This is a genomic window from Nocardia sp. NPDC056611, from assembly GCF_042792755.1.
Classification (GTDB): Bacteria; Actinomycetota; Actinomycetes; order Mycobacteriales; family Mycobacteriaceae; genus Nocardia.
This window is the reverse complement of sequence record NZ_JBHTVV010000004.1, coordinates 786,367-812,657: the sequence shown is the minus strand read 5'-3', so window position 1 is coordinate 812,657 and position 26,291 is coordinate 786,367. Positions and strand designations below refer to the sequence as shown.

General features: G+C 68.5%; 26 protein-coding genes and 1 pseudogene. 10 read left to right on the top strand and 17 right to left on the bottom strand.

The window, feature by feature from the left end; all coding sequences use genetic code 11:
- The first annotated feature begins 2 nt into the window (after positions 1-2).
- Together ACFRAQ_RS25085 and ACFRAQ_RS25080 are read left to right on the top strand one after the other, a co-directional pair.
- A complete protein-coding gene (locus ACFRAQ_RS25085) occupies positions 3-1,028 on the top strand; it encodes a phosphotransferase family protein (protein WP_379103553.1) in 1,026 nt (341 codons plus the stop codon).
- 63 nt (positions 1,029-1,091) lie between these two features.
- A complete protein-coding gene (locus ACFRAQ_RS25080) occupies positions 1,092-1,283 on the top strand; it encodes a hypothetical protein (protein ID WP_379103551.1) in 192 nt (63 codons plus the stop codon).
- A 67-nt stretch (positions 1,284-1,350) separates the two neighbouring features.
- Here ACFRAQ_RS25080 and ACFRAQ_RS25075 read toward each other — a convergent pair whose 3' ends face one another.
- Complete coding sequence (locus tag ACFRAQ_RS25075) at positions 1,351-2,892, bottom strand: MFS transporter (RefSeq protein WP_379103548.1); 1,542 nt, start codon at positions 2,890-2,892, stop codon at positions 1,351-1,353.
- 157 nt (positions 2,893-3,049) lie between these two features.
- Between ACFRAQ_RS25075 and ACFRAQ_RS25070 the strand changes: the two genes are divergently transcribed.
- On the top strand, positions 3,050-3,790 hold the full coding sequence (locus ACFRAQ_RS25070; protein WP_379103545.1) for a TetR/AcrR family transcriptional regulator: 741 nt from the start codon (positions 3,050-3,052) through the stop codon (positions 3,788-3,790).
- Between the two features lie 18 nt (positions 3,791-3,808).
- On the opposite strand, the gene ACFRAQ_RS25065 is transcribed toward ACFRAQ_RS25070, so the two are convergent.
- A complete protein-coding gene (locus ACFRAQ_RS25065) occupies positions 3,809-4,534 on the bottom strand; it encodes an SDR family oxidoreductase (protein ID WP_379103543.1) in 726 nt (241 codons plus the stop codon).
- 101 nt (positions 4,535-4,635) lie between these two features.
- Between ACFRAQ_RS25065 and ACFRAQ_RS25060 the strand changes: the two genes are divergently transcribed.
- Complete coding sequence (locus ACFRAQ_RS25060) at positions 4,636-5,286, top strand: TetR/AcrR family transcriptional regulator (protein WP_379103541.1); 651 nt, start codon at positions 4,636-4,638, stop codon at positions 5,284-5,286.
- A 15-nt stretch (positions 5,287-5,301) separates the two neighbouring features.
- Here the strand turns inward: ACFRAQ_RS25060 and ACFRAQ_RS25055 are convergent, their stop codons facing one another.
- The 4 genes and pseudogenes from ACFRAQ_RS25055 to ACFRAQ_RS25040 form a co-directional block, all read right to left on the bottom strand.
- On the bottom strand, positions 5,302-6,756 hold the full coding sequence (locus ACFRAQ_RS25055) for a catalase (RefSeq protein WP_379103539.1): 1,455 nt from the start codon (positions 6,754-6,756) through the stop codon (positions 5,302-5,304).
- 85 nt (positions 6,757-6,841) lie between these two features.
- Positions 6,842-7,054 (bottom strand): hypothetical protein, encoded by a 213-nt coding sequence (locus tag ACFRAQ_RS25050; protein WP_379103812.1) that lies wholly within the window; start codon positions 7,052-7,054, stop codon positions 6,842-6,844.
- Complete coding sequence (locus tag ACFRAQ_RS25045) at positions 7,055-7,192, bottom strand: hypothetical protein (RefSeq protein ID WP_379103810.1); 138 nt, start codon at positions 7,190-7,192, stop codon at positions 7,055-7,057.
- A pseudogene (locus ACFRAQ_RS25040) lies at positions 7,155-7,505 on the bottom strand (AAA family ATPase); the annotation flags it as partial. The pseudogene ACFRAQ_RS25040 and the gene ACFRAQ_RS25045, both read right to left, overlap by 38 nt.
- 147 nt (positions 7,506-7,652) lie before the next feature.
- Between ACFRAQ_RS25040 and ACFRAQ_RS25035 the strand changes: the two are divergent.
- Complete coding sequence (locus tag ACFRAQ_RS25035; protein ID WP_379103537.1) at positions 7,653-9,005, top strand: serine hydrolase domain-containing protein; 1,353 nt, start codon at positions 7,653-7,655, stop codon at positions 9,003-9,005.
- Between the two features lie 15 nt (positions 9,006-9,020).
- Here ACFRAQ_RS25035 and ACFRAQ_RS25030 read toward each other — a convergent pair whose 3' ends face one another.
- A complete protein-coding gene (locus tag ACFRAQ_RS25030; RefSeq protein WP_379103535.1) occupies positions 9,021-10,271 on the bottom strand; it encodes a helix-turn-helix domain-containing protein in 1,251 nt (416 codons plus the stop codon).
- 455 nt (positions 10,272-10,726) lie between these two features.
- Here ACFRAQ_RS25030 and ACFRAQ_RS25025 point away from each other — a divergent pair, with 455 nt between their 5' ends.
- Complete coding sequence (locus ACFRAQ_RS25025; RefSeq protein WP_379103533.1) at positions 10,727-10,927, top strand: hypothetical protein; 201 nt, start codon at positions 10,727-10,729, stop codon at positions 10,925-10,927.
- Positions 10,928-10,998: 71 nt separating this feature from the next.
- On the opposite strand, the gene ACFRAQ_RS25020 is transcribed toward ACFRAQ_RS25025, so the two are convergent.
- The 3 genes from ACFRAQ_RS25020 to ACFRAQ_RS25010 form a co-directional block, all read right to left on the bottom strand.
- Positions 10,999-12,030 (bottom strand): aspartate-semialdehyde dehydrogenase, encoded by a 1,032-nt coding sequence (locus ACFRAQ_RS25020; protein ID WP_379103531.1) that lies wholly within the window; start codon positions 12,028-12,030, stop codon positions 10,999-11,001.
- Between the two features lie 79 nt (positions 12,031-12,109).
- Positions 12,110-13,375, bottom strand: coding sequence for an aspartate kinase (locus ACFRAQ_RS25015; RefSeq protein WP_357275449.1), 1,266 nt, complete (start codon positions 13,373-13,375; stop codon positions 12,110-12,112).
- A 112-nt stretch (positions 13,376-13,487) separates the two neighbouring features.
- Positions 13,488-14,072: a dihydrofolate reductase family protein gene (locus ACFRAQ_RS25010; RefSeq protein WP_379103791.1), complete on the bottom strand. Its 585-nt coding sequence runs from the start codon at positions 14,070-14,072 to the stop codon at positions 13,488-13,490.
- Positions 14,073-14,144: 72 nt separating this feature from the next.
- On the opposite strand from ACFRAQ_RS25010, the gene ACFRAQ_RS25005 reads away from it, so the two are divergent.
- From ACFRAQ_RS25005 to ACFRAQ_RS24995, 3 genes are all read left to right on the top strand, one after another.
- Complete coding sequence (locus tag ACFRAQ_RS25005) at positions 14,145-14,723, top strand: TetR/AcrR family transcriptional regulator (RefSeq protein ID WP_379103528.1); 579 nt, start codon at positions 14,145-14,147, stop codon at positions 14,721-14,723.
- Positions 14,724-14,916: 193 nt separating this feature from the next.
- Positions 14,917-15,525 (top strand): SRPBCC family protein, encoded by a 609-nt coding sequence (locus ACFRAQ_RS25000; protein ID WP_379103526.1) that lies wholly within the window; start codon positions 14,917-14,919, stop codon positions 15,523-15,525.
- A gap of 89 nt (positions 15,526-15,614) precedes the next feature.
- Positions 15,615-16,823, top strand: coding sequence for a low temperature requirement protein A (locus ACFRAQ_RS24995; protein ID WP_379103524.1), 1,209 nt, complete (start codon positions 15,615-15,617; stop codon positions 16,821-16,823).
- Positions 16,824-16,827: 4 nt separating this feature from the next.
- Here ACFRAQ_RS24995 and ACFRAQ_RS24990 read toward each other — a convergent pair whose 3' ends face one another.
- From ACFRAQ_RS24990 to ACFRAQ_RS24960, 7 genes are all read right to left on the bottom strand, one after another.
- Positions 16,828-17,628 carry an ion transporter gene (locus tag ACFRAQ_RS24990; protein WP_379103522.1) on the bottom strand — a complete coding sequence of 267 codons (801 nt, stop codon included), beginning with the start codon at positions 17,626-17,628 and terminating at the stop codon, positions 16,828-16,830.
- 182 nt (positions 17,629-17,810) lie between these two features.
- A complete protein-coding gene (locus ACFRAQ_RS24985) occupies positions 17,811-19,439 on the bottom strand; it encodes a GMC oxidoreductase (protein ID WP_379103520.1) in 1,629 nt (542 codons plus the stop codon).
- Positions 19,440-19,597: 158 nt separating this feature from the next.
- Positions 19,598-20,311: a glutamine amidotransferase gene (locus tag ACFRAQ_RS24980; RefSeq protein ID WP_357275433.1), complete on the bottom strand. Its 714-nt coding sequence runs from the start codon at positions 20,309-20,311 to the stop codon at positions 19,598-19,600.
- A 70-nt stretch (positions 20,312-20,381) separates the two neighbouring features.
- Positions 20,382-21,614 (bottom strand): MurT ligase domain-containing protein, encoded by a 1,233-nt coding sequence (locus tag ACFRAQ_RS24975; RefSeq protein ID WP_379103788.1) that lies wholly within the window; start codon positions 21,612-21,614, stop codon positions 20,382-20,384.
- An 89-nt stretch (positions 21,615-21,703) separates the two neighbouring features.
- Positions 21,704-22,327 carry a pyridoxamine 5'-phosphate oxidase family protein gene (locus ACFRAQ_RS24970; protein ID WP_379103518.1) on the bottom strand — a complete coding sequence of 208 codons (624 nt, stop codon included), beginning with the start codon at positions 22,325-22,327 and terminating at the stop codon, positions 21,704-21,706.
- Positions 22,328-22,393: 66 nt separating this feature from the next.
- Positions 22,394-24,160: an FAD-dependent oxidoreductase gene (locus tag ACFRAQ_RS24965; protein WP_379103516.1), complete on the bottom strand. Its 1,767-nt coding sequence runs from the start codon at positions 24,158-24,160 to the stop codon at positions 22,394-22,396.
- Between the two features lie 126 nt (positions 24,161-24,286).
- On the bottom strand, positions 24,287-25,264 hold the full coding sequence (locus tag ACFRAQ_RS24960) for an EamA family transporter (protein WP_379103514.1): 978 nt from the start codon (positions 25,262-25,264) through the stop codon (positions 24,287-24,289).
- Positions 25,265-25,378: 114 nt separating this feature from the next.
- Between ACFRAQ_RS24960 and ACFRAQ_RS24955 the strand changes: the two genes are divergently transcribed.
- Positions 25,379-26,272, top strand: a complete 894-nt coding sequence (locus tag ACFRAQ_RS24955; protein WP_379103786.1) for a LysR family transcriptional regulator — start codon at positions 25,379-25,381, stop codon at positions 26,270-26,272.
- The last annotated feature ends 19 nt before the right edge of the window (positions 26,273-26,291 follow it).

The window sequence follows — 26,291 nt, the reverse complement described above, 5'->3', positions numbered from 1 at the left end:
CCGTGACCGCCACCAGAATTCCCGCCGAGCACCTCGGAGCGGCCCTGGAACCGCGGGTGCGCGAGCATCTTTCGGCCTCCGGCGCGGCTCGCGTCCGCGATCTCGCGCGCACCAAGCGCGGATTCGCCACCGAGACCTACCTTTTCACCGTCGAGGACGAATCCGGCAGCACTCCCCTGGTACTGCGCCGCCCGCCGGACCTGTCGTTGTTCCCCGACTACGACCTGCTGCGGCAGGTACTGGTCATGCGACGACTGGCGGGCACCGGGCTGCCGGTCCCCGAGGTGGCCTGGCTCGAGCGCGGGGACAATCCGCTCGGCAGCCCGTACTTCGTCATGCACCGGCTGGACGGGCAGGCCCCCAGCGACTATCCGTCGTATCACGCCGCCGGGAACTACTTCGAGGCCACGCCCGAACAACGAGCCCGCATGTGGTGGGGGTGCGTGGACACCATCGCCACGGTCAACCAACTGGATTGGCGGGCATTGGGATTGGACTTCCTCGCCTTCCCGCGGCACGGGACCGGGGTGGTCGAACAAGGGGTGAACTACCTCGAAGGAGCCCTGCGCTGGGCCTGCGAAGGGGATCCGCCCGAGACGTACCGGCGGGCGGTCGCCTACCTTCGCGACAACCTCCACGAGCCGGAGCGGCCCTGCCTGTGCTGGGGCGACGCCCGCATGTCGAACATCCTCTACGACAGAGACTTCCAGGTCCGCGGCGTCCTCGACTGGGAGATCGCACATCTCGGTGCGCCCGAATCGGATCTGGCCTGGCTGCTGTTCCTGGACTGGGCCTGCAGCGAATACGAGGGCCACCCCCCGCTACCGGGCACCCCGACCCGCGAGGAGACCATCGCCCACTACGAGAAGCACACCGGATACCAGGTCCGCGATCTCGAATACCAGGAGATCTTCTCCGCCGCCCTGCTGTCGATTCCGCTGCTGCGCATGACCCATCGCGTGCAACTGCCACCGGAAATGAACATCACCGGCTTCTGCACGGCCCGCATCGAGCAATTACTGAACTGACAGTGTCGCCGTCCACCGATACGCTGTCGCGGCACATTTCATTTCGATCGGGGGGGTTCCCTAATGCTGCGTCTGGGTATCTGGATGGCGATTCTCGGCTTCGGCTCGCTGTTCCTGCAGAAGGCCGATATGCACTTCATCATCCTGGCCTGGGCTGACGATATGCAGCCCGGCTTCGGCATCGTGCTCGGGGCGATCGGGGTACTGCTGGCGCTGGTCTCGTTCGGCATGCAGGCCAAGGACGAGTCGGCCTGAGCCACCAGGAAATAGACGATTCCGCCCCCGGCAGTACGCCGGGGGCGGAATCGTTTTCCGGTGTCGGCTAGCGGGCCTCGGCCAGCTCCGGCTCGGCCGTCTCCTCCGGAAGTCCTTCCGGCGCCGCCGCCTTCGCGCCCTTCATCAGGAAGAAGGCGATCACCGTGGCGGCCAGGACCGCCGCGCCACCCGCCAGGAAGGTGGTCGACATGGCGTGGGTGAAGGCGTCGCGAGCCGCGTTCAGCAGGCTGGCGTCACCGGTGGCGAAGGCTCCGGCGATGCTGTCGCGGGCCGCCGCCGGGGCGTCGGAAGGCATTCCGTCGGTGTAGGTTCCGGCCAGGATCGCGCCCAGCACCGCCACGCCCAGCGCGCCACCGGTCTGCTGGATGGTGTCGTTCAGGGCCGAACCGACGCCGGCCTGCTCCGGCGGGATGGCCCCCATCAGCGCGCCGATCGCGGCGGGCATGGCCAGACCGGCGCCCGCGCCGACCAGCGCCATGGCGAGGGCCGCGGCCCAGAAGCCCGAGTCGGTGTCGAGCGCGGCCAGGGCGCCCGAACCGGCGGCCAGCACCAGCATGCCGAGCAGGGTCAGCGGGCGGACGCCCAGCTTCCGCACCAGACCCGCGCCCACACCCTGCGCCACCAGGGCGGCGAAGGCCAGCGGGGTGAAGGCCAGCGCGGTCTTCATCGGCGTGTAGCCGAGCACGAACTGCAGATACTGGGTCAGCAGCAGGAGCAGACCGGCATTGGCGAAGGTGACCAGGACCAGCGAGAAGCTGGATCCGGTGAAGACGCGGTTGCGGAACAGCTGCAGCGGCACCATCGGGTGCTCGGCCTTCAGTTCACGAATCAGGAAGGCCACCAGGAAGAGCGCGGCGACCACCAGCGAAACCCAGGTTCCGGCAAGGCCCTTGGTCGGGAACTCGATGATGCCCCACACCAGCGCCACGGTGCCGACGATGGACAGCGCCATGCCCGGCAGATCGGTCGGGCGAGCCGGGCCCCTGGACTCCGGCATCAGGGTCATGGCCGCCACGATGGCCACCGCCGCGATCGGCACGTTCAGCAGGAAGACCGCGCCCCACCACACGTGTTCGAGCATGAGGCCGCCCAGCACCGGGCCGCCGACCATGCCGATCATGGCGACACTGCTCCAGGCGGCGATCGCCTTGGGGCGCTCCTGCTCGTCGAACACGGTGATCAGGATGGACAGGGTGCTCGGCATGATGAGCGCGCCGCCGATGCCCATGATCACGCGGCCGCCGATCAGCATCTCGGGGCTGGTGGCGTAGGCGGCCAGCAGTGAGGCCGCGCCGAAGAGCACCAGGCCCAAGACCATCACCAGCCGGCGGCCGAAACGGTCGGAGAGACTGCCCGTGGTGAGCAGCAGCCCCGCGAAGACCAGGATGTAGGAGTCGATCACCCACTGCAGCGCCTGCGGGCCGGCGTGCAGGTCGGTGGCGATCTGGGGCAGGGCGACGGTGAGGACCATATTGTCGATCACCAGCACCAGGGAGCTCAGGCAGAGCACCACCAGGATGAGCCAGCGCCGCGGGTCGCGCTGGGCGACCGGCGCTGTCAGCGCCTCGGCCATATCTTTCGCAGTCATTGTCGTGTCCCCTTCGAGAAGCGGTTCCGCACACTGTGCGGCGTTGTCGAACACTGTACGACCTCCGTACACTGTTCGCAAGAGGGAACGGTGTACGGCAGGACGAACGGCGTTCTAGCTGGGGTTATGCTGTTCGGCAGACAAAGGAGGAAGAGCCATGGCGGCCAAGGCACAGGAGTTCTCGTCGGTGTGGACCCGACCGGAACGACAGCGCAAGGATCAGCCCGCACTGAGCCGGGAACAGATCGTCACCGAGGCGCTCGCCCTGCTCGATACCGAGGGCTACGACGCGCTCAGCATGCGCCGCCTCGGCAGCCGCCTGAACGCGGGCGCGACCTCGCTCTACACCCACGTCACCAACAAGGACGAGATCCTCGAACTCGCCATCGACGAGGCCTTCGGCGACGTCCCCGCACCCCCCGGCATCGCCGAGAACTGGCGCGCCGAACTGCTCACCCTGAGCCGCGACATCCGCGCCGCCATCCTGCGGCACCCATGGATCAGCACCGCCATGACCGGCGCCGGACTCGCCTACCTCGGCCCGAACCTGCTGCGCCTGTCCGAGACCATGCTCGCCCTGCTCGCGGCGGTCGGCTTCGACGACTACTCCGCCGACCGCGCCGCCAATGCCGTCTGGTCCTACGTGCTCGGCACCACCAGCGGCGAGACCGCCATGGTCACCACCATCGCCCGCAGCGGCCAGAGTCAGCAGGAGTGGTTCACCAACTTCATGACCCTGGCCGAGCAAGCGACACGCAGCTATCCGCACATCAGCAAACGCCACCGGACCATGGGAGACATCGACGTCGCCCAGTCCCGCGAGGACTTCTTCGACGACGAACTCGGCCTCATCCTCGACGGGCTGGAAGTGCGGCGCACCCGGGCGGCCGGCAAATAGGCTGCCGCGCGGGCTGATTCAGCGACCGGACGCCAGGCTGGTCCCGCCGTTGACATCGAGGACGACGCCGGTGGTGAAGCCGTTCACGGCCAGCAGGTGAATGGCGGCCGCGACATCCTCCGGGCGGCCGACCCGGCCCACCGGGGTGGTGGCGACCAGACCGTCGAACAGGGCCGTGCGCTGCGCCTCGGGAACCCGGTCCCACCACGGGGTATCGATGACTCCCGGGGCGACCGCGTTGATCCGCAGCGGGGCGAGCTCGACCGCCAGCGGCGCGACCATGGCATTGAGCCCGCCGTTGATGGCGGCCAGACCCGCGGTGCCGGGGAAGGCCGAACGAGCCGAGGCGGCGGTCACCAGGGTCACCGAACCGTGCGAATCCAGATGTGGCAGTGCGGCTTTCAGAACGCGGACCTGCGGCCAGAACTTGCCGTCGAAACCGGCGGCCAGCTGATCCAGGCCGAGTTCGGCGAACGGGCCGCTACCGGCCGAACCGCTCACCGAGATGACCAGGTGGTCCAGGGTTCCCAGCCCGGCGAAGAAGGCGTAGACCTCGGCCTGGTCGGCGGCGTCCACGGCGTGACCGGTGGTGTCGCCGCCGATGCGGGCCACGGCCGCGTCCAGCTTGGCCCGGTCGCGACCGGTGATGACGACCTCGGCGCCCGCGGCCGCGAAGACGGCGGCGGTGGCCTCACCGATGCCGGAACTGCCGCCCATGATGACGACGCGCTGTGTTGTGGTCATTGCCGGAACCTCCAGTTTGTTGGAACTGATAGTCTCGACAACAGCGGAACCGAGACTTTTAGTCTCGACAGAACGGTGAGCTGCGCCACAGGAGGACATCGATGAAAACCGCAGGGCCGCAGTCCGATCCCGAGCGACCCCACACCGGCCGCCGCCGCAACGAGGCCACCCACCAGGCCATCCTCGACACCTCGCTACGGCTGCTCGGCGAATCCGGGGGCGCGCCGGTCACCATCGACGCCATCGCACGGGCGGCCGGAGTCGGGAAACAGACCGTCTACCGCTGGTGGCCGTCCAAAGGCGCCTTGCTGCTGGACGCGCTCACCGAACGATCCACCCTGCACGTGCCGACGCCCGACACCGGTTCGGTGCGCGCCGACCTGATCGCGATCATCGACTCGACCTTCCGTGGCGCGCAGAGCGATTCGACCGCGCCCGCCCTGCGCACCCTGGTTCGCGAGGCCGCGCAGGACCCGCACCTGGCCGAATTGCTGGAAACCTTCACGGCGCAACGGCGTCAGGCCGTCCGGGAGGTCCTGGAGCGGGGGCGCGCACGCGGCGAACTGTCCGATGACGCCGACCTCGATCTCATGGTCGACCAGTTCTACGGCGTGTTCTGGTACCGCTTCCTGCTCGGCCACGCGCCCCTCGATACCGCCGTGGCCGAACGGCTCACCGATTCGATTCTGGCCGGGAACACAGAAGGCCCGCGTCGCCGAAGCGACGCGGGCCTCGATCGGGTTCGGGGGTAAGACCCCGAGAGTGGGTCAGAGCTGTTCGCGGACAGCCACTTCGATGCGCTTGCCGAGGTCGGCGTCCACGCTCTTCCAGTAGTCGAAAACGCGGCCCAGGATCGGCTCGCGAACGCCGCCCAGGATGTGCCCGGCCACAGTGCTCACCAGGCGATCCCGCTGCGCGTCGTCCATGACCTCACGCACCAGGGCGCCCGCCTGCGCGAAGTCGTTGTCCTCGCGGTGGGTGACGTAGCCGGCGCGGATCATGGTCGGGTCGAACGCCCACGCGCCGTCATCGATGGCGCGGGCCGGGTCGGCGTGCGCACCGCCGAAGGAGTTGGGCGCGTACACCGGAACGGTCGGCGCGTTGTGACCGAAACGCATGGCGCCGTCCTGCGAGTAGGAGTTCACCGGCGCGGCCTTGGCGCGGTTGGGTGGCAGCTGCGCGTGGTTGGCGCCGATCCGGTAGCGGTGCGCGTCGGCGTAGGCGAAGACGCGGCCCAGCAGCATCTTGTCGGGCGAGAAGGCGATGCCGGGCACCACGTTCGAGGGCGCGAAGGCGGCCTGCTCGATATCCACGAAGTAGTTCGCGGGGTTGCGGTTCAGGGTCCAGCGGCCGACCTCGATGAGCGGGTAGTCCTGCTGCGACCAGACCTTGGTCAGGTCGAAGGGGTTGACGCGGTAGTTCTCGGCCTCGGCGACCGGCATGATCTGGACCTTCAGCGTCCAGCTCGGGTGGTCGCCACGCTCGATGGCCTCGTACAGGTCGCGCCGGTGGTAGTCGGCGTCCTTGCCGGCCAGCTCGTCGGCCTCGGCCTGGGTGAGGGTCTTGATGCCCTGGTCGGTCTTGAAGTGGTACTTCACCCAGAAGCGTTCGCCCGCTTCGTTGATCCACTGGTAGGTGTGCGAGCCGAAGCCGTCCATGTGGCGCAGGGTGGCGGGGATGCCGCGGTCGCCCATGAGCCAGGTGACCTGGTGGGCGGTCTCCGGGCGCAGGGTCCAGAAGTCCCACTGCATGTTCGCGTCGCGCAGGCCGGAGCCGGGCAGGCGCTTCTGCGAGTGGATGAAGTCGGGGAACTTGATCGGGTCCTTGATGAAGAAGACCGGGGTGTTGTTGCCGACGATGTCGTAGTTGCCCTCGGTGGTGTAGAACTTCACCGCGAAACCACGCGGGTCGCGCCAGGTGTCGGGGCTGCCCTGCTCACCGGCGACGGTGGAGAACCGCACCAGCGATTCGGTGCGGGCGCCCGGCTGGAACAGCGCGGCCTTGGTGTAGCGGCTGACGTCGCCGGTGACCACCAGTTCGCCGAACGCGCCCGCGCCCTTGGCGTGCACCACGCGCTCCGGGACGCGCTCCCGATTGAAGTGCGCGAGCTTCTCGATCAGGTAGTGATCGTGCAGCAGGATCGGGCCCTGGGCGCCCGCGGTGAGCGATTCGTTGTCGCTGGGCACCGGGGCGCCGGAGTTGGTGGTGGTCGCCTTGGTCATGAAACCGAGCCTGCTCCGCTTTCTTGAACTAGTCAAGAAAAGCGGGCAGGCTCGTCAGTAAACAAAGCTGTATACAGTCCGGGCGCTAGCGCGGAGCCGGCGGGCGATAGGTCGGGAAATTCGGTGGCGGGATATAGGTGGGCGGGCGATCGAGCCAGGTGGGCATCGGCGGCGGCGCGCCCCCGGCCGCGGCCTCGCGGGCCGCCCGCGCCCGCAGCTCGTCCTGCGCGGCCAGCCACGCCAGCTGCTCCCGCACCACATCGCCGTACGCCGGATCCAACTGCGCGACCCGCCGCAATTACTCCGCGCCCGCCTGGTTGTCCCCCCGATCCACCGCGAGCAGCGCGAGCTCGTGCAGCGCTTCCGCATGGTCCGGCTCCAGCCGCAGCACCTCCCGGAACGCGGTCGAAGCGGCCGGGGCGGTGCAGGGCCACATCGACGTCCCAGGGGTGATTGGTGGCGCCGATGATGTAGACGCCCTCGTTGTCGCTGGTCATCGAATCCATCTCGGTGAGCAGCTGATTGACGGTGGAGCGCAGGGAACTCGAGCCGGACAGATGGCTGCGCTTGTGGCCGAGAGCGTCGATCTCGTCGAAGAACAGGACGCAGGGGGCCTTGCGGCGCGCGGTGCGGAAGACCTGTTTGAGGTTGTACTCGCTGCGGCCGGTGTACCCGGTGTGCCACCCGCGGTGTCGAACCCGGACTCTCCATAGACGTTTCGAGGCATAGCCCAGATCACAGTGTCGCACCTGGAATAGATCGACACGGAGCCTGGTTGATGCACAGTGCCGGCGTCGGAACAGCCCCGGGCCGCACCCTTCGTCGCCACGAGCGACCACTCGCCGAGAGGCGCTTGTTGGGCGTCGGCTTCAACTTTCCGGGTTAGCCTGAACTCCATGCGGCGCATGCGCAGGGGGATGGCCGGCGCGTTGGCGACGGTGGTGATGGCGGGCAGCGTGATCCTCGGCGGAGGGGCCGCGACAGCGGTGACCGACCCGGCGTACTGCGCGCAACCCACGGGGCGCGACTTCGTGCGCGCCGCACCCGAGGACACCGGGGTCGCCCCCGGACCCCTGGCCGACGCCCTCGCCTTCGCGGCCACCCGAAACCGCTTGAACGTCCAGGTCTTTCGGCACAACTGTCTGATCGGCGCGGGCCCCTCGAACACCGAGACCGACACCGTGCCGTGGAACGTCTGGAGCGTCACCAAGAGCGTCGTCTCCCTGCTCGCCGGAATCGCCTGGGACCATGGGAAACTCGATATCGACGCGACCCTGGACAACTATCTGCCGCCGGGCATCGGCGACGCGGGGCACCGCGCCATCACCGTGGAGAACCTGCTGCAGGAGGCCTCGGGCCTGCGGGTCGGCGCGGCCACCGAGGGCATCACCGGTGTCGTCCCCCTCGACCCGTTCAGCGCGGTCCAGGCACTGGGCGTGCCCTTCGACACCCCGCCGGGCAGCGCCTTCCAATACAGCCAGCGCAATGTGGACCTGCTGTCGTATGTGATCGAACTGGCCACCGGCGAACCGCTCCAGGACTTCGCGCAGCGGGAACTGTTCGGCCCCTTGGGGATCGAGCGCGGCGACTACTACTGGGCGCGGGACCGTTCCGGCCACACCTACGGGTACGCGCACCTGTTCATCCCGCCCGCCGATCTGGCGCGGCTCGGCATGCTGGTCGCCACGCACGGCCGCTGGAACGGTCGCGCCGTCATCTCCGAGGCCTATCTGGATCGGGCCGTCACGCCGTCGGCCACCAACCGCTGCTACGGCTACCTGTTCTGGATCGGCCCGGGCTGCGCGGAGAATCCCGAATTCCTGCCCGCCGACACCTATTCCATGTCCGGACTCGGCCAGCAGAACGTCTTCGTGGTGCCCGACCTGGACCTGATGGTGGTGTGGACCGGCGTGTTCGGCGTGCACAGCGGTCAAGGCCCCGGCGGCCTCCTGCAATACGGCGACGAGCCGTCGCACGAGTTCTTCCGCCGCCTGCTGTCCGGGTTCCGCGACCATCCGATGCCGGATCCGGGCCCGTACGTGGAGACGCCGCTGCGAGTGGACTACCGCGCGTACTTCGACACCGATATCGCACTGGCGGTCTTCGGTGTCGGCGCGGACGCCTATCCCGGCTGTACCGTGTTGTCCTGCTTGAACCTTTCACTCGCCCCGCCGTTCAGTGACGCGCCCCCGGGCTGCCTGCTGCTGGCGTGCGTCGGCCCCGACCCGCGCACCCCGAGGATGCGCTGACTCCGACGACCGCGTCTAGGGCGTGACCGCGGCCCGCCCCGCCAGCTCCCGTAAGTCGTCGGCCGGTCGGCGGCCGGCGAACTGCAGCAGATCGCGCACCACCTCGCGGGCGCGATGATCGGTGTGGACCAGTTCGGGCGTTAGTCGCTCGGCATTGAGCAACGCCTCCAACGCTTCCGCCGCCTGCCGCCGCTGCGCGTGCGCGCGGGCCACATCGACCAGGAAGCGGGCTTGCCGTTCCGGCGACAGGATCGACGCGTCGACGGTGCGCGCGGTGTCGAGCGCCTCGCCGGCGTCACCCAGTTCGACGGCCACGGCCACCGCGTGCACGGCGACCCCGGTCGGACCGAACTCGGTGTCGAAGTCGTTGCGGCCCTCGCCCAGTCGATCGGCGGCGGTGCGCGCCGCCGCCAGCCCGGCCCGGGCCGCGGTGCGATTCCCGTCCGTCGCCGCGATCACCGCCAGCATGAGCTGCAGGGATCCGTAGAGCGACAGCACTTCCGGCCGCGGGTGGTCGGCCGCCGCGCGGGCGGCCAGCGCCGCCACCGACACCCGTGCCGCCCGTTCGGCCTGTTCCAGTCGTTGCAGGCGCAGGAAGGCCTGTGCCATGCGGTAGGTTCCGGCCACGACGCTGAGCGCGTCACCGGATTCCTCGGCCGCGGACAAGGCGCGATCGGCCGCGACCCACGCCGCGTCGACCTCCTCCTGACGGGTGAACGCGGTCGCGGCCACCTGATAGGCGCGCGAGAGCTGGGTCAGCACTTCCGGCCGCCGCGGGGTGTTCGCCCGCGCGGCGTGTTCCAGATCCGGGATCAGTTCCAGCAGGCTGCCGCCCACCTCGACCAAACGGGATTCGTGTGCCAGCTGCCAGGCCAGGTCCACGCGCTGTTGCAGCTCGGGGAGTTTCGCGTCCGCCGCGTTCGGCTCGGGAACGCGGTCGGCCGCGTCTCCGAGGAGCTGGTCCAGCGCAGGATGTCCGGTGAGCAACAGCCGCAGCTGCTCGAAGACCGCCGAGCCGGGCCGATGCCCGTCGCCGCGGTCGGCGGCCACCGGTTCGGCCGCTTCGGGACGCAGATCGCGTACCGCCACGCCGAGCACGTCCGCCAGTCTTTGCAGAACGGACAGTCGCTCAACAGGCAGGACGTCTCGCTCGACCTGCGACACCCAGCTTTCCGAGCGCCGAATCGCCGCGCCCAACTCTTTCTGCGATAGTCCCCGCCGCCGGCGCAACTCCGCTACCCGTGCCCCAAGGGTACTTTCGGCCACCGGGTCAAACTCCTTCTGCCTGATCGGCTTTCCCGGCCGTCACCGCCCGCTTGTTTCGCCGATGTCTACCATGCCCTTCTCCTTCCGCCCATTCCTTCCAAGGGTGGATCTGCCGACAAGGATTCCAGACCGGGCGAGCTTACGGCGCACAGTATGGAACATGGATTTTTCTTATTGCACCGCAATTTTTCTGTGTTTAACGTTTGAAGAGGACCCGTCGAACCAAACGGACGACAAGAGGTGGTCATGCCCGGCGAACTTCTCTTCTTCCTACTCGGAGCCGGAATCGGCGGCGCGGCAATGTGGTTCGCGGCGTGCGCCCTAGCGGCCACCAAGTGTTCCTCCGCTGCCGACGGGGCGACGGTGCAATCGATCACCGCTCGCCTCGAACGCGAGGGTAACCGGAACTCTCGCGCGGCGAAAGGTCAACCAGTCACCCACCGGGCGCCCACACGATGACGGCCGCCCCCAAAACCGACGAAGTCCATGTGCGCCTGCGGTTTCCCGGCGGAATGATCTTGGATTACCGCGCCGAGCGAGCAATTGCGGAACGCCTCGCAGCACATTTGCGACCGCATCGCATTGAAGTCATCATCGACGGCATGCCGATCGATCGACTCGCGCCACTACCGTGCGCGGAACTCTGGGCCGATTGACCATATCCGAAAACGGACCGCGCACTTTGCGTGCACGGTCCGTAACGGTTAGTTCCGATCATAGAAACTGATCAGTTGTTCAAAAGAACTTCCGCGATCTGAATGGTGTTCAGCGCGGCGCCCTTACGCAGATTGTCGCCCGAGATGAACAGCGCCAGACCGCGACCGTCCGGAGCACCCGGATCCTGGCGGATACGACCCACCAGCGACTCGTCCTGGCCGGCGGCGGCCAGCGGCGTCGGCACATCGGTCAGCCGCACGCCGGGCGCCTTGGCCAGCAATTCCTCAGCACGCTCGACCGAGAGCGGCCGGGCGAACTCGGCATTGATCGACAGCGAGTGCCCGGTGAACACCGGCACGCGCACGCAGGTGCCGCTCACCAGCAGGTCCGGCAGACCCAGGATCTTGCGGGACTCGTTGCGCAGCTTCTGATCCTCGTCGGTCTCACCGCTGCCATCGTCCACCAGTGAGCCCGCGAGCGGAATCACATCGAAGGCGATGGGGGCCACGTACTTGTTCGGCGCCGGGAAGTCCACGGCCGACCCGTCGTGCACCAGCTTCTCGGCGTCGCCGATCACCGCGCGCACCTGCGAGGCCAGCTCCTCCACACCGGCCAGGCCGGAACCCGAGACCGCCTGGTAGCTGGACACGATCAGCCGCTGCAGACCGGCCTCGTCGTGCAGCACCTTGAGCACCGGCATGGCGGCCATGGTGGTGCAGTTCGGGTTGGCGATGATGCCCTTGACCAGGTTGCGGGTCGCCTCCGGGTTCACCTCGGAGACCACCAGCGGCACCTCGGGATCCTTGCGCCAGGCCGAGGAGTTGTCGATGACGGTGACACCGGCGGCCGCGAAGCGCGGCGCCTGCACCCGGGACATGGTGGCGCCGGCCGAGAACAGCGCGATGTCCAGTCCGGTCGGGTCCGCGGTCTCGGTGTCCTCGACCACGATGTCCTTGCCGCGGAACGGCAGCGTCTTGCCCGCCGAGCGCGAGGACGCGAAGAACCGCACCTCGTCGGCCGGGAAGTTGCGCTCCTCCAGCAGCTTTCGCATGACCGCGCCGACCTGACCGGTCGCGCCGACGACGCCTACACGCACACCCATCGCTCAGTATCCTTTCGACTTGATCGGGAGCGCTGCGTGGTTACGCTGCGCTTCCGCCTCCGCGCCTGACCCGATCAAGTCAGCGTCCCGTTCCGCCGTGCACCACGGCGACCTCGTCGCCGCCCAGATCGAACGCCGAGTGCAGCACCTTCACGGCTTCGTCCAGGTCGGTGTCCTTGACCAGCACCGAGATCCGGATCTCCGAGGTGGAGATCAGGTCGATATTGATGCCCGCGTCCGCGAGCGACTCGCAGAAGGTGGCGGTCACGCCCGGGTGCGACTTCATGCCCGCGCCGACCAGCGACACCTTGCCGATGTGATCGTCGTACACGACCTGGGAGAAGCCGATCTCGCCCTGCCGCTTGGTGAGCAGCTCGACGGCGCGCGGGCCCTCCAGCTTGGGCAGGGTGAAGGTGATGTCGGTCTTACCCGTCTCCACCTTGGAGATGTTCTGCAGCACCATGTCGATATTGATCTCGGCATCGGCGACCGCGCGGAACACCTTGGCGGCGTAGCCCGGCTCGTCCGGAATGCCGACCACGGTCACCTTGGCCTCGCTGCGGTCGTGCGCGACGCCCGTGAGGATTGCTTGCTCCAAGGGGATGTCCTCCATCGATCCGGTAATCATGGTGCCCGTCTTGTCCGTGTACGAGGACCGCACATGGACGGGCACGTTGTAGCGGCGCGCGTACTCGACGCAACGCAGCATCAGAACTTTCGAGCCGCAGGCCGCCATCTCCAGCATCTCCTCATAGGAGACGGAGTCCAGCTTCTGGGCGTCGGTGACGATGCGCGGGTCGGCGGAGAAGACGCCGTCCACATCGGTGTAGATCTCGCACACGTCGGCATTGAGCGCGGCGGCCAGCGCGACCGCGGTGGTGTCGGAACCACCGCGACCCAGCGTGGTCACGTCCTTGCTGTCCTGGGACACGCCCTGGAAACCCGCGACCAGCACGATGGTGCCCTCACCGAGCGCCTGCTGCACTCGGCCCGGGGCCACATCGATGATCTTGGCGTTGCCGTGCGTGCCGGTGGTGATGACACCGGCCTGGGAGCCGGTGAAGGACCGGGCCTCGGCGCCGAGGGAGTGGATGGCCATGGCCACCAACGCGTTGGAGATGCGCTCACCGGAAGTGAGGAGCATGTCCATCTCGCGCGCGGGCGCGGCGGGCGCGACCTGCTGGGCCAGATCCAGGAGTTCGTCGGTGGTGTCGCCCATGGCCGAGCACACCACGACCACATCGTGGCCGAGCTTCTTGGTCTCGACGATCCGCTCGGCGACCCTCCGGATGCGCTCGGCGGTGGCGACCGAGGATCCTCCGTATTTCTGGACGACGAGAGCCACGGCGGAAATCCTCCAAGATCGACAAACTGCTGCTACCGAGGGTCAAGACTACCGGCCCAGGTCCACGAGATTTCGCCCCACCTCTCGTCGGCCACTTTCGGCCATCGGCCAGCTATTCCGGCCGCACCCGGTCCAACCAGGTCACCTGGGCCCCGTTACTGAATTCGCGGCGCTGGGTAACGGTGAATCGAGCGGGCCGGAATCCGCCGGAGAAGAGCGGCAGGCCCGCGCCCGCGATCACCGGGTAACTCTTGATGATCATCCGGTCGACCTCGCCGGCCAGCTGCCCGGCCAGGTTCGCGCCGCCACAGAGCCAGATGTCCTTACCCGCTTCCTTCTTCAATCGGCGCACCAGCTCGACCGGATCTCCGGCCACCACTTCCACCTGCGGGTTGTCCACGGGGGCGAGGGTCGTGGAGAAGACGTACTGCTTCAGGTGGTCGTACGGGCTGGCGATGCCCACGGCGAGCGCGGGCTCGTAGGTGCCACGGCCCATGAGCACGGTGTCCCATTCATTATTGGGCGTATCGACGGGAAGGCCCGCGTGCGGGCGGATGTGCGTCGGGACAGCCTCGGGGTACCGCTCGTTGAACCAGGCCGCCATGTCGTCGGCCACCGGATAGAAGTCGACCTGACCTTCCGGACCCGCGATGTAACCGTCCAGGGAGACCGCCACGTAGTAGACGAGATTTCGCATGTTGTACCGCCTCATTCGTAGTACTGTGTCCGTAGTGGTTACGAACGTAGTACTACAGATGGAGTGGTGTCAATGGTTCGGACGAATCCGGAACGACGCAATGCCCTGATCGACGCGGCCATCGAGGTCCTGGCCCGCGACGGAGCCCGCGGGCTAACGTTCCGCGCGGTCGACAAGGAGGCCGGCGTCCCGGCGGGCACCGCCTCCAACTACTTCCCGAATCGGGACGAACTGTTCGTACAGGCGGGCCACCGCTTCTATGAACGGCTACAACCCAGCACCGAGACGATGGACCATTTGTTCACCGGGCCACGCACCCGCGAGACCATCGCCGAACTGATGGCCGAGACCGTCGCACGGATCAGCGGGTTCCGCACCGGCTACCTAGCCCTGCTCGAACTGCGCCTCGAGGCCACCCGCCGGCCGGAGCTACAGGCCATCCTCACCGAACGGGTGCGCGCCGACATCGAGTTCAATGTCCGCAACCATCTGGACTCCGGGCTGCCCGGCGATGCCGACTCCGTATTGCTGCTGTACCTGGCCCTGAACTGGCTCATCGTCGAAAGGCTCACGTTGCCCGAGATCTTCGACGACGCGGAGGCCGCGCGGCTGATCGAGACGGCGGTGGAACGAGTCATCCCGGCCATGTGACCGCCGTCACTTCACGCCGTCCGAATACCGGCTTTTCCCAAGATTTCCGGTTTATCTACAGCCGTGGCGGATTTCTACGCCGAGCTGGGACATTGCGACCAATCAGACCGACCAGTCGGTCAGAAGTAGTGGGATGCGCAGTTGACTCTGGCAGCGACCCTGGTCACAATCGGTCCCCGAGTGGAGGGTAGATATGCGCACGAAAACTGACCACCGGTTCGTGATCGACCTCGATCCCGACCAGGTGATGGACGCGTTGCTCATGGTCGAGCAGATGCCCGACTGGTCGCCCTCGCACCAGGACGTCCGGGTCGCCAGCCGCGACCAATTCGGCCGCCCGAAGCGGGTCTACGTCTCGGCCAACCTGATGGGCCGGCCGGACCGGCAGGTCGTCGAGTTCAGCTGCACCGAGACCCGCGTCGAATGGCGGGTCACCGAGTCCAGCGCCGGCGCCGGCGGCACCAGCTGGTTCGACCTCGCCGAAATCGAGGACGGTGCAACCGAAGTCTGGTACCACTCCGAGCTCTACCTGCCGATCCCGGTGCCCGGCATGGTCCTCAAGCGCAGCGCGCGCCGCGAGGGCGAGGCGCTGATCAGCAACTTCATCGCCTTCGTCGAATCCGTGACCGGCCTGCAGGGCCTCGGCGAGGTCGAGGCCGCCCCGGCCGAGGCCGCCGAACCCGCGTCCTACGCCGAGGGTTACGAGCAGGGCGGCTACGCCCAGCCCGGTTACCCGCAGCCCGGCTACGCGCAGCGCCTGGACTACGGCCGCGGCTTCGAGCCCGGCTTCGGCACCGCGTAAGGCCGGTGGCGGGAACCCGCTTGATGCCGACGGCGAACACTGGCGACTGACACTGCCGTTCGCCCGCGCGAACCGGCAGTATGTCTGCCATGCCCGGTTCGGTTCGCACCCGCATGACCCCGGTCGCCGAGGACGCCTCGGTGACCCAGCTGGAACTGTTCTTCGACCTGGTGATCGTCTTCGCCTTCACCATGGTCACCGACTTCGCCGCGCACGACACCACCGCCGTGAATCTGCTGCGCGCCGTGCTGATCCTTGCCATGCTGTGGTGGGCGTGGATCGGCTACTCCTGGCTCGGCAACGTGATCAAGGCCGACGAGGGCATCGCCCGGGTGGCCATGTTCGTGGCCATGGGCGGGGCGTTCATCATCGCGCTCACCATTCCCGAGTCCTTCCACGATCTGCCGGGTGGCTGGTACGGGCCGCTGGTCTTCGTCATCGCGTATCTGGCCGTGCGGCTCATCCACCTGACCGTGTTCTGGATGGCGAGTACGCACGACGCCCAATTGCGACGGCAGGTGATCCGCTGGGCGGCAGGCTCACTCAGCGTGCCCGCCGTACTGCTCGTCGCGGGCGCCCTCACCACCGGCGCCGCCCAGCTGGGGCTGTGGCTGGCCGCTCTGGTGTGCGACATGGGCTGGACGTTCTTCGCGGGCAACGAATGGCGGCTGTACTCCGCCTCGCACTTCGCCGAGCGGTACGGCCTGATCGTCATCATCGCGCTGGGCGAATCCATCGTGTCCATCGGCGTCGGCGTGGCCGGACTGCCGATCTCGTGGCCCATCGCGGTCGGCTCGATGCTGGGGCTCGGCGTGGCCGGGCTGCTGTGGTGGGCCTATTTCGACGTGGCCGCGCTGGTGGTGGAGCGCGCTATGCATCACGCCCAGGGCGCGCGCCGCGTGCAGATCGCCCGCAACTGCTACACCTTCTGGCACTTCCCGATGATCGCCGGAATCGTGGCCATGGCACTGGGTTTGAAGAAGGTGCTCAACTACGTGGGTGGGGCCCAAGGGCATTCGCTCAGCGACCAGCTGCACGGGATCCCGCTGTTCGCGCTGTACGGCGGCGTGGCGACATATCTGCTGGCGCTGGCCGGTTTCCGGCACTACGCGACCGGCAAGGTGCTGGTGCCGCGACTGGTGACCGCCGGGGTCCTGCTGGCGCTCATCCCGCTCGCCTCGGCGCTGCCCGCGCTGGCCGCGCTGGGCATCCTGTGCGCGGTGCTGCTGGCGCTGATCGTGTTCGAGGTGGTGCGCTACGCCCAGCCGCGCGATCTCATCCGGCACGGGACGATCTGAGCGGTCATACGGGCGATCCGGCGCCCGGGGCGATCCGGTGGTTGATCGACTCCGGCACCCGGGTGCCCGCGTGTACGGCGTCGCGGAGCTGATTGATGTTCTCGCGCAGGGCGTCCGCGACCAGTTCGTCGGTGCGCGGATCGGCCAGCACCTGGAAGATGACCCGGAAACTGGCGTCCGCGATACCGCGGATCATCTCCTCGTGGAACGGGATGTAGCGCACCTTGCCCAGCTGCGGATCGCTCCGGATCACCTCGACGATCATCTGATCGATCTCGGAGCGGTTCTCCTCCAGCGCGTTCGCGATATTGCGGGTGTAGTGGCCGGCGCGCATCACCTCGCCGACCTCGTCGAGCACCCGGATGGTGAGCGGGCGTTCGATGGCCTCGACGATGGCCCCGATCGACCGGTTCACCACGGCCGCGGTGATCCGGTCGCCGAAGGCGCGGTCGGCCACCCGGCCCAGCCGCACCACGATCACCACGATCCGCAGCAGCCGGAACCCGCGGAAGAACGGGGAGGTCACCGGAATCATGCCGAGGACCTCGTACCAGTAGATGAACGGGAACGTCCAGCTCCAGCCCTCCCGCCGCCAGCGCCACAGGAATTCGGCCAGGAAGACCGCGCAGATGCTGTAGTCCGCGATCCGGATCAACCGGTAGGTGTGGTCGGACACCGGGAAGAAGGTTATCCAGGCGACCAGCGCGACGGACACCACCGCGAGGGCGAGCATGAGGAAGTCGCTCCACAGGGCCGGGGGCTTGTGCGGAAACTCATCGGCCTCCGGTGCGCCGAGCTCGGTCACGACGTCCCCTTCCTCCTCGAACGGTCGCCGCCAGCGTAGTCGGCGCAAACCCCCGGTGAGGCGGTGTTCCGCACAGCAGATTTCCCGCCGACCGGTCTTTCCCTATCGCAGCATTCCGCGCCGCAAGTTTGTCCACAGCCCCCTGGGGAACTGTGGACAACGGCGAAAAGCCTTCCGCCCGGCTACCTTCCGGCGCGGATGATCGCCTCGATATTGCGTTCGGCGATCGCGGTGATGGTGAGTGACGGGTTCACCGTGGCGGTGCTGCCCGGGATGGCCGCGCCGTCCATGACGTACAGACCGGGATGGCCTACCACCCGCCCGTAGCCGTCGGTCGCCCGCCCGAGCACCGCGCCGCCCAGCGGGTGCGCGGTGAAGAAGCCCTGCGCGTCGAATCCGATGGCGGTGTAGTCCACCATCGCGCCGCTGGCCTGTCCCACCTTGTGATCCACCGCGCGGCAGGCGTCCACGATCCGACCCTGCGCCTCGTGCGGCCAGGCCAGTCCCACGGCATTGCGGCCGCGGTCGTAGCCGAAGCGGGCGCGGGTCGGGTCCAGCACGATGCCGAGCGAGGCGATGGCGCCGGTGTCGATGGGAATGCCCGGCACGTACCAGTTCTCGAGGTGCAGCGGCATGCCCGCGTCGTCGAAGATGCGGCTGGCGCTGGGGACGCCGCCGCCGTTCATGGACGGGTAGCTGAAGCTGCGGGCCAGCACCACATCGCCGTTGGTGCCCCAGCCGTCGCCGACATGCTCGTTGAGGTTGCGCAGCGTGCCGGTGGCCTGGGCCCGCACCAGCAGTTCGGAGGTGCCGACCGAGCCCGCGCCCAGGAACAGCTTGTCGCAGGTGAGGGTGCGGGTGCGCAGCACCTGACCGGTCGGGGCCAGCTTGCTCACGGTGACAACGTATTTGCCGTTGGCGTCCTGGCCGATGGTGTCGACCCGGTGGCCCGGGAAGATGCCGGTGCGGCCGGTGCCCTCGGCGTAGCGCAGGTAGTTCTGGTTGAGATCGAACTTCGCGCCGTTGGAGTTGCCGAGATTGCTGTGCGCCGCGGTGGCCGAGGCGCGGCTGTTGCCCGCCAGCTCGGCGCGCACCACGTCCCAGTTGAAGATCGAGTCGTTGGCCTCCGGCGTGTACCCCGCGGCCCGCACCTGCTGGTCCCACACCCGCGAGTGCGCGAACGGCGCGGAGTCGTAGACGTCCTGGGGCATCGGGGACAGCCGCAGCATCTGCCGGACCCGGGGGTAGTACACCGAGTCCAGTTCGTCGAAGTTCACGACGCCGCCGAAGACGTGGTCGAACAGGTGCTTCGGCGGCGCGACCATGGCGCCGGAGAAGACGATCGACCCGCCGCCCACCGCGGAGGCGCGCCACACATCGATGCCGGGGTACTCGGTGACGTCCAGGACGCCGCCGAAGTCCGCGCACGGCACCGGGACCTTGGTGATGCCGGTGAAGCTGGTGCGATGCCAGAAGCCGCGACCGTCGGGCAGCTCGTCGCCGGTGAAGATCTCCCGCCACGGGTCGTTGGGCCAGCGGGAACCGCGCTCCAGCACGGTGTTCTGGATACCGGCCTCGGCCAGTCGCAGCGCGGTCACCGCGGCGCCGAAACCGGAGCCGATCACGATGGCCTCGGTGTGGTCGGGCGGATCCGGCAGTGGCGCAAAGATTTCCGGGACCCACGCCTCGAACAGCGCGTTCCACAACGGATTCGCCGACGCGGATCCGGCGCCGCGCGTAGCGGCACCCGTTCCGACGCCCGCCAACAGAGCCGCCAATCCGGCAGCCTTCAACATGGTGCGCCTACGCAACCGGTCACCTCCCTCATCACGCGTGACCGCGCGCGAGATTACCGGCCGGTCGCCATCGCCTCAACACCTCCGTGAGAGATCACCAACCGGACATTCAAGACGGGTGTGCCGCGGCACAAGCCCCCGATCCCGTGGGCGGCGCCGAAATCAGCCCGCCATCAGGCCCGGAGGCGTTCCCGGCGGAGCTGATCGACCTCCGGAAGCTCCAGCGGCGGAAGCGAATCCACACCCAGCGCGCGGCCGAGCAGATAGTCGGCGAGCTCAGGATTGCGGGCCAGGGCGGGGCCGTGCATGTAGGTGCCGAGCACCGAACCCTGGATGACGCCCTCGAGCCCGTCCCCGACGCCGTTGCCGACGCCCTTGGTGACCCGGGCCAGCGGTTTGGCGTCGCCACCGAGTTTGGTTCCGCCGCGATGGTTCTCGAAGCCGGTGAGCGGCTGGGACAGGCCGGGCACCAGCGGCTGGGTCGCGACCTCGCCGATGGCCCGCTTGTCCTGGGGCGCGGTGGTGACGTCGAACAGGCCCACGCCGTCGACGCGTTCGCCCGACGACGTCTCGTACCAGTGGCCCAGGACCTGGATGGCCGCGCAGATGGCCAGCACCGGCGCACCCCGTCCGGCGGCCTCCTGGAGGCCCGGATAGCGCTGCAGATGGCGGGTGGCCAGCCGCTGGGCCGAGTCCTCCGCGCCGCCGAGGGTGTAGAGGTCCAGGGAGTTGGGAACCGGCTCGGTGAGCGGGATCTCGACGATCTCGGCGTCGTAGCCGCGCATCCGCAGCCGCTGGCGCAGCACCACGGCATTGCCGCCGTCGCCGTAGGTGCCCATCACGTCCGGGAGCACGAGGCCGATGCGGACGGTCGATTCTCGTGTCATGCTCTATCCTCTCGCGCCTTCGCGGGGCCCTCCGTGGTTACACTGCGCTGCCGCCTCCGGGCCTGACCGCTCATGCGCGGCCGCCCGTCTTCTCTTCGAGGTCGCGGTTCAGGTCGCGGAACGCGGTGTAGTTGGCCAGCACCTCGACCCGTCCGGGCGGGCAGGAGGCGATGGCGTGCAAGGGATCCGCCACCGTGATGTGCTCGACGCCGGCGTAGGTGAGGCGCACCGCGAGGTCGGTGGCGCGCTCGCCGGCGGCGACCACCTGGGTGCCCTCGAAGTGCTCGAAGCGCACGTCCCACAGCCAGGACAAGTCCTCGCCGTCGGGCACCTGGCCGTTGACCGCGATCACCAGACCCGTTGCGGCCGGGTCGATCATGGACAGCGCTTCCTGCCAGCCCGCCGGGTTCTTGGCCAGCAGCATGCGGGTGCTACGGCCGTCCACGTCGACGCTGCGGTAGCGGCCCGCGATCTCCTTCACGGTGCCGGTGGCCGCGGCGGCCATGGCCGGATCCGCGCCCAGTGCGACCGCGGCGGCCACCGCCTGAGCGGCATTTCCGCGGTTGGCGCGGCCCGGAAGGGCAAGGGAGAGGGGCAGTTCCAGGCCGTCGGGGCCGTGCAGGCCCGCCTCGTCGACCCGCCACCGCGGCTCCGGGCGCTGGAAGTCCGCGCCCGTGCTGTACCAGTGCTCGCCCTCCCACACGATGGGCTCGCCGCTGCGCGGGCAGCTGGTGGCGTCCACGGCCCAGCCGCTGCCGGCCGAGACCCACACCACGTTCGGGTGGTCGTAGGCGATGGAGGTGACCAGTACGTCGTCACAGTTGGCGACCAGGACGGCCGCGGGATGCCGGGCCATGCCCTCACGCAGGCGGCGCTCGATCATATTGATCTCGCCGACCCGGTCGAGCTGGTCGCGGGACAGGTTCAGGAGCACCACCACCGACGGGTTCAGGGCGTCGGCGACATGCGGCAGGTGCAGTTCGTCCACCTCGATGGCCGCCAGCGGGGCGGTGCGGTGCGCGGTGAGCGCGGCCACGATCCCGGCGTCCATGTTCGCGCCGTCGGCCTGGGTGGCGACCCGGCCCAGCGACTGCAGGGCGGCGGTGGTCATGCGGGTGGTGGTGGACTTGCCGTTGGTGCCGGTCACCAGCACCGTGCGCTTGCCCCGGCCGAGCTGCGTCATGAGCGAGGGATCGATCTTCAGCGCGATCAACCCGCCGATCATCGAGCCGTTGCCCCGCCCGGCCCGCCGCGAGGCCCACGACGCCGCCGTCGCCGCCCGCAGCGCCAGCTGTCCGCGCATCGAGATGTCTGCCACGACCGCGAGTTTATGGGGAACGGGGAAATGGCGCGCACGCGGTGTGGGGGGCCGCGCCGTGATACGCGCCGCAATCAGCCGTTGTAGAGCTTCTGCTGGTAGCTCTCGACGCTGTAGTACTCCTCGAGCTGTTCGACGGTCTCGGGTGTGGCCGGCTGCACATCCTTGACCAGGCGCGCCGTGCCCGGCAGCGTGTCGGCCGCCCACCGCTCCGGCCGCCAGAGGTCACTGCGCATGAACGCCTTGGCGCAGTGGAAGAAGATCTGCTCGATCTCGATCTCGATGGCGAGGATCGGGCGATGGCCTTTGACGATCATGTCGTCGAAATACGGTGCGTCCCGGAGCAATCGGGCGCGGCCGTTGATCCGCAGGGTGTCGTTGCGGCCCGGAATCATGAAGAGCACGCCCACCTGCGGATTACTCAGGATATTGAGGTAGCCGTCGGCGCGCCGGTTGCCGGGCCGCTCCGGGATCGCGATGGTCTTGTCGTCGAGCACCCGCACGAATCCGGCCGGATCGCCCTTCGGCGAGGCGTCGCAGGTGCCGTCCGCGGCGCTGGTGGCCAGCACCACGAACGGCGAGCGCGCGATCCACTCCCGGTCCCGCTCGTGCAGGGTGTAGCGGTCCTTGTTCCGCGGCCGCGGAGCAACCTCCCCCAGTAGTTCACGCAGTTCGACCGGGTCCGTGATCTCGCTCATATCTCCGATTCAACGCCCGCCCGAGGCCCTCACACCAGCTCTTTTCCGCCGGTGTGAGGAATGCCCCTAGGCGTCGAACAGATTCGGCTGCCCGGCCGCGTACCGCTGCGTGTCCAGCTGCCGGAACGGCTCCAGCTCGGGGGCGCGGTAGAGCGTGAACAGCTTGCAGCGCGGCGCGTCCGAACCGGTCACGTCGAGCAGCTTGTTGACCGCCGCACGGGCCGATTCCGAAGCACCCTCCATGGTGGCGAGGTCCACGTTGGTGCGTACGTAATCGCCCGCCAGATACAGGTTCTGGAGGCTGTCGGAATGCGAATCCGGGCGCAGCGCCAGCGAACCCGCGGTATTGATCAGCAGCGGGTCGGCATTGGTGTTGCGCTTCTGCGCCGCGTCCCACGCGATGCCGGTGTCGAGGAACCAGGAGTGCAGGTCGTCCTTGCGCAGCAGCTCGCCGCGGTCGTTGAGGTGCGCGTCCAGCTGTGCCCAGGTCTCGCGCGCGATCTCCTCGTGCGTGCACTCCTTGGCCGGTTTGCCGTAGAGGATGCCCGGGGTGTTCCAGTCGGAGATGTCGACCGACAGGCAGTCCTGCACGGTGCCGTCACCCAGACCGGTGACCGGGGTGCGATTCCAGAACTGGCCCTGTGCGATCGAGGTGAGCGACCACGGCGAGTCCACGTAGGCTACGTGGCCGCGCGCGATATCGGTACGGCGGCGCAGGAAGAACTGGATACCGCTCATCCAGTCCACCGTGAGCTGGCTCATGCCCGCCAATTCCGGTCGCAGCGACAGGATCTCGGGCGTCCACAGGGTGCGGGCCACCTCGACCGGCAGCGCGCTCACGAAATGGTCGGCCTCGATTGTCTGGGCCGCTCCCGACGAATCCACCATCCGCGCACCGGAAATGCGCGCCCCATCCAATTCCAGACCACGGATCTCGGCGTTGACGAAGGTGACGCCGAGTTCGCGCAGCCGGTTGACCCAGGGGTCGATCCAGGCCTCGTTGGTGGAGCCGTTCAGCAGCCGGTCGAGCGGGCCGTCATTGCCGGTCTCGAACGGGTTGCCCAGGAACTGCTCGCCCATATTGCCGATGGTGCGGGTGCTGGCCTTGTCGTCCTTCGCGGCCACCAGCAGGGTGGTGAGCGTTCTGGACAGCAGCATGCGGAATTCGTTGGAACGCTTGCCCGCACCGACGTAGTCCCGCCACGCCACGCTGTCCCACTGCCCATTGCGGCGCGCGTCGCAGCTGGTGTTGAAGACCAGCAGGCGGTTGGCGAAGTAGAGGGCGTCGGCCGTGCCCATATTGGTGGAGGTGGTGATCGCGGACCCGACTGTTTCGCGGAAGTTGTCGGGGGTGGACCACGGTTTCCCGGCCTTGCCCATCGGAATGATGGTGTCGTCGGTGCCCTTGCGCGAGAAGCGCGCCTCCGACGCCGCGACCAGGTTGTCCCATACACCATTGACATTGCCCGCGAACGGGATTCGCCGCATGGTGTCTGGAATATGACGGTAGAAGCCGGGGAAGAAACGGAATCCGTGCTCACCCCACAGTTCCGGCTTCCCGTCCTTGCCGCTGCCCGGGACGGGAATGCTGCGCGCCTTGCCGCCCAGCGCCCGCCGCTCGTACAGGGTCACCTCGAAACCGCGTTCGGCCAGTTCGTGCGCCGCGGTCAGACCCGCGACACCGCCGCCCAGCACGGCTACCCGACGTCCGGCGGCCGCGTGCGCGGCGCCGGGACGGGCGGCCCCCGCCGCCACCGCTCCCGCCATCGCCCCGGCCGCCATTGCTCCACGCAGCACTGATCGCCGCGTGACGGACAAACGCTGTCCTGCCATACCCGTTACCTCCCACGCCTGGTCAGCATCCTATGGAGCTGTCGCAGACAGATGGTCGGTTGGGGTGGAAATTTTCATCCCGAAGGTCCGGAATTCGGCTGAACAACAACAAACCGGACTGCTCAGCTAGGCCTCGACGAGCGCAGAGTCCTGAATTTGGCGGTGTGTCGGCTGGGCGTGTCGAATTGGCCCGGGCGTGGCGGCTTCCACCCCGACCGCCGCGACCCGGCGGCCCGCCGAGGTCGCGGTGAACGCGCCGGCGAGCACGATCACCGCCCCGACCAGCGACAATACCGACGGCGCCTCGTGCAGGAAGGCCCACGAGGCGGCGATCCCCACCACCGGCACGGCCAGCGACAGCGGGGCCACCGTGCTCGCCGGATAGCGGCTCATCAGATACGTCCACAGACCCGAACCCGCGATGGTGCCCAGCGCCACGATGTAGGCCAGGGCCGCGAACGCGGGCCACCCGGTCGCCGAGAACGACGCGATCAGGTCGTTCCAGCCGGTGGCCGGCCCCTCGGTGAGCGCGGACAGCGCGAACATGGGGATCGGCGGCACCACGGCCATCCACAGCGTGAGGTGCAGCGGATTCACGTCCTCCGACGACGCCGCGGCCAGCCGCGACCCGATATTGCCGAAGGCCCAGCCCAACCCGCCCAGCAGCGTCAGCAGCAGGGGCAGCAGGGCCGCGTGCTGCGCCCGATCCCAGCCGATCACCGCCATTCCCGCCAGGGCCACCGCGATCCCCGCCAACTGGACCCCACGCAGCCGTTCCCTCAGGAACACCGCGCCCAGCAGCACCGTGAACGGCGCGGACGACTGCAGCACCAGCGAGGACAGCCCGGTCGGCATCCCCGTCCGCAGGGCCGTGAACAGGAAGGCGAACTGCAGGATCCCGAACCCGATCCCGTAGAGCAGCAACCACTTCCACGCCACGCGGGGCCGCGGCACGAACAGCAGCACCGGAATCGCGATGACGGCGAACCGCAGTCCCGCGAAGAAGAACGGCGGGAAGTGCTCCAGCCCGACGTGGATGGCGAGGAAGTTCAGCCCCCACAGCACCACGACGGCGAGTCCGAGCAGTCGATCGCGATTGGTCATGCCGAGAATATTGCTGGCGCTAATAAGTAAGGACAATCGAATAATTCTGCACTCACGATGTAGTAGAACTTAACTGTGCCGAGCCCCGAACCACCCCGCTCCGACGGGCCGCTGCTGTCGCTCGAACGGCTGCGGGTGCTGCGGGAACTGGCCGATCGCGGAACAGTTGCCGCGGTCGCCGAAGCCCTGTCCATGACCCCGTCCGCGGTCTCACAGCAACTGAAGGTGCTGGCCCGCGAGGCCGGGGTGCCGTTGCTCGAGCCGGACGGCCGGCGGGTGCGGCTCACCGATGCCGGCCGGGCCCTGGTCGTGCGCGCGGACGAGGTGCTCGCGGCCATGGAACGCGCGGTCACCGAGATGGCCGAGTACCGGGGATCGCCGCGCGGGCGGGTCCGGGTGGCGCTCTTCCCGTCCGGGGCCGCGCTACTGCTGCCGCACGTGCTGGCCGAACTGGCGGGCGGCGGCGTGGATGTGGTCGCCAGCGACGAGGATGTGCCGCCCAGCGAGGTGCCGCGATTGCTGGCCGATTACGACGTGGTGCTGACCCACCGCGACGAGCGCGCGCCGTCGCTCACCGGGCCGCGGGTGGCGTCGCGGGTGCTGATGCGGGAGCCCATCGACGTGGTGGTCGCGCCCGACCACCGGCTGGCCCGGCAGGGCGCGGTGGTGCCCGCGGAACTCGCCGACGAGACCTGGATCAGCGTGCGCACCGGTTTCCCGGTCGACGACGTGCTGCGCTCCATCGCCACCGTGACCGGCGTGCAACCGCGGATCGCGCAGCGCCTCAACGAGTTCAGCGTGATCGAGGCGCTGGTGGCCACCGGGTACGGCGTCGCCCTCATGCCCCGCTACGCGGTCCGCCACCCGCACCTGGTGATGCTGCGCCTGGCCGGGGTGCGCGCCGCCCGCGTCTACGACCTGGCCACCCGCCCGCACGCCGAGCGGCGGCCCGCCGTCGCCATGGTGATCGCCGCCTTCCAGGCCGCCGCCCGGCACGCCACCACCTGACCCCGCGCCGGGCGACCGG